This is a genomic window from Candidatus Goldiibacteriota bacterium, from assembly GCA_016937715.1.
Lineage (GTDB): Bacteria > Oederibacteriota > PGYV01 > PGYV01 > PGYV01 > PGYV01.
Window position 1 is genome coordinate 1 of sequence record JAFGWA010000084.1, and the last position, 3,926, is coordinate 3,926.

General features: G+C 41.7%; 2 protein-coding genes and 3 tRNA genes. All 5 read left to right on the forward strand.

Translation table 11 applies throughout. The annotated features are described in order from the left end of the window. The first annotated feature begins 183 nt into the window (after positions 1–183). Positions 184–260 (forward strand) — tRNA-His (locus JXR81_08640). A 276-nt stretch (positions 261–536) separates the two neighbouring features. Continuing rightward, positions 537–612: transfer RNA gene (locus JXR81_08645), tRNA-Lys, on the forward strand. Positions 613–705: 93 nt separating this feature from the next. Further along, positions 706–2,553 (forward strand): adenylate/guanylate cyclase domain-containing protein, encoded by a 1,848-nt coding sequence (locus JXR81_08650; protein ID MBN2754912.1) that lies wholly within the window; start codon positions 706–708, stop codon positions 2,551–2,553. Between the two features lie 24 nt (positions 2,554–2,577). Next, positions 2,578–3,714, forward strand: a complete 1,137-nt coding sequence (locus JXR81_08655; protein ID MBN2754913.1) for a hypothetical protein — start codon at positions 2,578–2,580, stop codon at positions 3,712–3,714. Between the two features lie 31 nt (positions 3,715–3,745). Next, positions 3,746–3,827 (forward strand) — tRNA-Leu (locus JXR81_08660). Positions 3,828–3,926 lie beyond the last annotated feature (99 nt).

The following is a 3,926-nucleotide window of genomic DNA, read 5'->3' on the forward strand; positions in this document are numbered from 1 at the left end:
AAACCGCAAACGACATAATAAGACAAAAAGTTACAAGAGAAACATGGGAAATTTTAACGGTGTTGCATTAAATGTTGCAAGTTGCCGGATTAAGCGGCAGTAATTAAAAGGCTTGAAATGAACGGTATATTTTGGTATAAACAATATACTTTGTTTAAGTTGTTTTTTATTGTTATATAGGTGGTAGGTGTAGTTCAGTTGGTTAGAACGCCAGGATGTGGCCCTGGAGGTCGCGGGTTCGAATCCCGTCACTTACCCCAAAATTTTGCTTCGCAAAATTTTCGAGCAATCGAGCATCCGATATTCGAGCATTCGAATATCATAAGCCCGATTGCGGTCGAATGTTTGATTGTTCAACTGTTCGATAAAGTATAGGAGTCGCTCCCGGATTCGAAAGCGAGCCGAACGCTGACTAAATGTTAGAAGAACGCATCAGTTATATTCAGGCGGGGTATCCAACACCCGTTTGAAGTATTATAGGGTTTACAATGAAAACAAATTATTGTAGTATTAACCCTGCTTTTCAATGAAAAGGCGGGCAATTAGCTCAGTTGGTAGAGCAGCTGACTCTTAATCAGTTGGTCCGGGGTTCGAATCCCCGATTGCCCACCATTTTTTTTATCTAAAACCCTTCCAGGTACGTCTAATAATAAGCTTTTCCCCTTATAGACAAACGGTTTAAATACATATATAATGTGGACAATTATGAAAAAAGAAGCAAAAGCTGTAAAAAAGGAAAAAAAGCAGACTTTTCACAGGCGGGCGATAATATTTATAGGCCTTTTGGCCACCATATTATCCATTTTTATCACACGGACAGGTTTTTTTGAGGGCCTTGAAAATAAGTCAATTGACTGGCGGTTTAAGGAAAGGGGCATTGTACAGCCCACCGCGCCGGTGGTTATTGTGGCGATAGATGATTCTTCGTTTTCTGAAATGCCGGAGCGATGGATATGGCCAAGGAATTTTTACGCGCAGTTAATCTCTAATTTGAAATCATGGGGCGCTAAAGTCATCGCGTTCGACGTGGTGTATTCAGAGCCCACTGCAAGAAATCCAAAAGAAGACGCGGAATTTGCCAAAGCGGTGGATAAAGCGGGCAATGTGGTATTGGGAATGGCGATATTATATGAAGAGACAAAAGTGGGAGATAAAACCACAAAAGTATTTCCTATACCCGCTCTGAAAGACGGCGCTTACGCTTCCGGAATTGTGCACCACCCGTTTGACAGGGATTCCAGTATAAGGCATAGCCAGCTTGTAAAAGTTGAAAGCGAGACAGGAGAAAAATATCTGTCATTGTCAATGGAATCGCTTGGGCTTTATAAAGGGCTGCGCAGAAATAATCTGGAAATAATAAAAGAAGAAAATAAAGTCATTTGGGGCGAAATTAATTCCACAAATCAGATAATAATAAATTACGCCGGCCCGGCAGGCACTTTTACGACCGTGCCGTTTTATCAGGTGTATTACGGTAAAAATATCAAAAAAAATATGTTTAAAGACAAAATAGTGCTTGTGGGCTCCACCGCGGATATTCTTCATGATGTGTTTTCTACGCCGTTTTCTGAATCGGGTTATTCAATGCCCGGGGTGGAAATACACGCTAATGTAATCAATACGCTTTACAATAATTCCATGATGAAACGGATGGGGCGTTTTAACGGCCTTGCGCTGTTATTTGCCATAGGGCTTTTTACAAGCTTCATGATTTTCAGGATAAAGACACTGCGCGGGCTTATCGTGGTGTTTGTGGAAGTAATCGCGTTTATATTCCTTTCAAGATACCTGTTTGACGCGCACAATTATATTATAGACCTTGTAAACCCGCTTTTTACCATGGTGCTGTGCTATTCCAGCATAAGCGTGTACAAGGTGGCTGTGGAAGAAAAAGAGAACCGTAAGATAAAAAATATTTTTTCCAGATATGTTTCCAAAACGCTTGTGGATGAAATATTAAAAAAGCAGGAAATAAAACTGGGCGGCGAAGTAAAAGAAGTGTCCGTGCTTTTTTCCGACATCCGCGGGTTTACGGCGATGTCAGAAAAAATGCAGCCTGAAGAGGTGCTTGGCGTTCTTAATGAATATTTAACCGCAATGACGGACATAGTGTTTGAAAACGGCGGCACGCTGGATAAATTTATAGGCGATGCTGTTATGGCGGTTTTTGGTTCTCCGCTTTATGATAAGGATCACGCTATAAGGGCGGTAAGGACAGGCTGGCAGATGCAGAAAAAACTTGATGAATTAAATGAAAAGTGGGCGCAGGAAGGCAAGAAGACGCTGAAAATAGGCGTGGGCGTGAACAGCGGCAAGGTGGTTGCCGGCAATATGGGTTCGATGAGAAGGATGGAATATACGGTAATAGGAGATACGGTAAACCTGGCATCAAGGCTTGAAAGTTTAAATAAGGAACTTTCAACTTCGTTTTTAATAAGCGAAAACACGCACGCGCTTGTGCGTGACAGGATAAAATCTAAAATGTACACGGATATAAAGATAAAAGGCAAGGAAGACCACCTTGTCGTCTATGAAGTCCTTGAAGTTCTGTAAATAACCGCAGTGCAGGAGGAAATAATGAAAAAAATAATTATTGTGTTTATGTTATTACTGCCGGCCTTTGTATTTGCCGCCAATGAAGCGTTATTAATACCATACGGGCCGGGAGTTTATATCGGCAAAGAAGAAGTTATGATAAATACTTCCACATCATATTACGCGGGTATAGGCGATACGGTTTCATCTGATACGTCTGTGTTTGCGATGTACCTAAAAGAGGGCGGGTGTGTAAGGTGCGCCGCGGGAAGCACTGTGCTGTTTAGAAAAGGCAATTATTCCAAAAAACAAAAATTTACGGCGATGGCTGTAAAAAAAGGAAAGTGTTATTTTAACACCGGTTACGCGCCCGGGGCGCGTCTGGAAATAAACGCCGGCGACCTTGTGTATGAAACAGGCGAATCAGTTCTTGTTGCTGACGCGGATAAAAGCGAAGGAGAACTTTATTACGGGGCGGGAGTGTGTTATGGCAGACAAAAACAATGCGCTGATTTAAAAATGACAATTCCCGAAATTGATATTTCGGAGGAAACGCCTTTTTTTGAACTTATTAATTTTTCGCAGGACAGGGTATCGTTATCAGTTACCGTCTATGGGCAGGGTGAACTGCCGGTTAAAGCCCTGGAAGTTATAAAAGCCGGGCTTTCCGCGGAGTATTCTGTGGAATACGAAGAAAATACAGATGAATTAAGCGCGTTTTTAAGTATTTCAACAGAAGAAAAATGCGTTTCAATAACAGGCACTGTTAAAGATGCCGGCGGTAATATAGTTAAAATACTTGATATAAAAGAGTGTTCTCGTAACGCGGAAATTGAAAACAGGGTTTTTATAAAAGCTTATATTGCGGCTGTTAATGACATTATAAGCGCCGCTCAGGGACAGGTTAAGAAAAACATGGCGGAAGGCAAAACTGTCATAATAGAAGGGGATTTTGCGGAAGAGGCAAAGGTGGCATATGTAAAAGGGTTAATATTAAACGCGCCCGGCGTTATATCCGCGGAAGAAAAGGTATTTTACGGAAAAAAGACGGTATATACGGTAAAATGCAGAAATTCCGGGTATGGGCTTGCCGTTTATTTAAAGGCACAAAGCGGAACAAACGGCAATATTACCGTTTGGAATTCAGGTAAAAATATAGTAAAATTAAGATTACGGTAGTTTTTTTAATTATTGTTTATTGCCAAAAAGTGCGAGGATGGCGGAATTGGCAGACGCGCCAGACTTAGGATCTGGTCCATTGGGTGTGGGTTCAAGTCCCTCTCCTCGCACCAAATATTTGTTCTTTGCGGATCGTTCTCCGCAAAGAACAAATATTTGCACAGAGCGAAGCGCGTGCATCTCTGAAGTGTTTAATTGCGGATCGTTCTCCG

What these genes read in the sequence shown, in the direction of transcription:
- JXR81_08655 (MBN2754913.1), top strand. Translation starts at nt 2,578, where the DNA reads ATGAAAAAAATAATTATTGTGTTTATGTTATTACTGCCGGCCTTTGTA.
- JXR81_08650 (MBN2754912.1), top strand. Translation starts at nt 706, where the DNA reads ATGAAAAAAGAAGCAAAAGCTGTAAAAAAGGAAAAAAAGCAGACTTTT.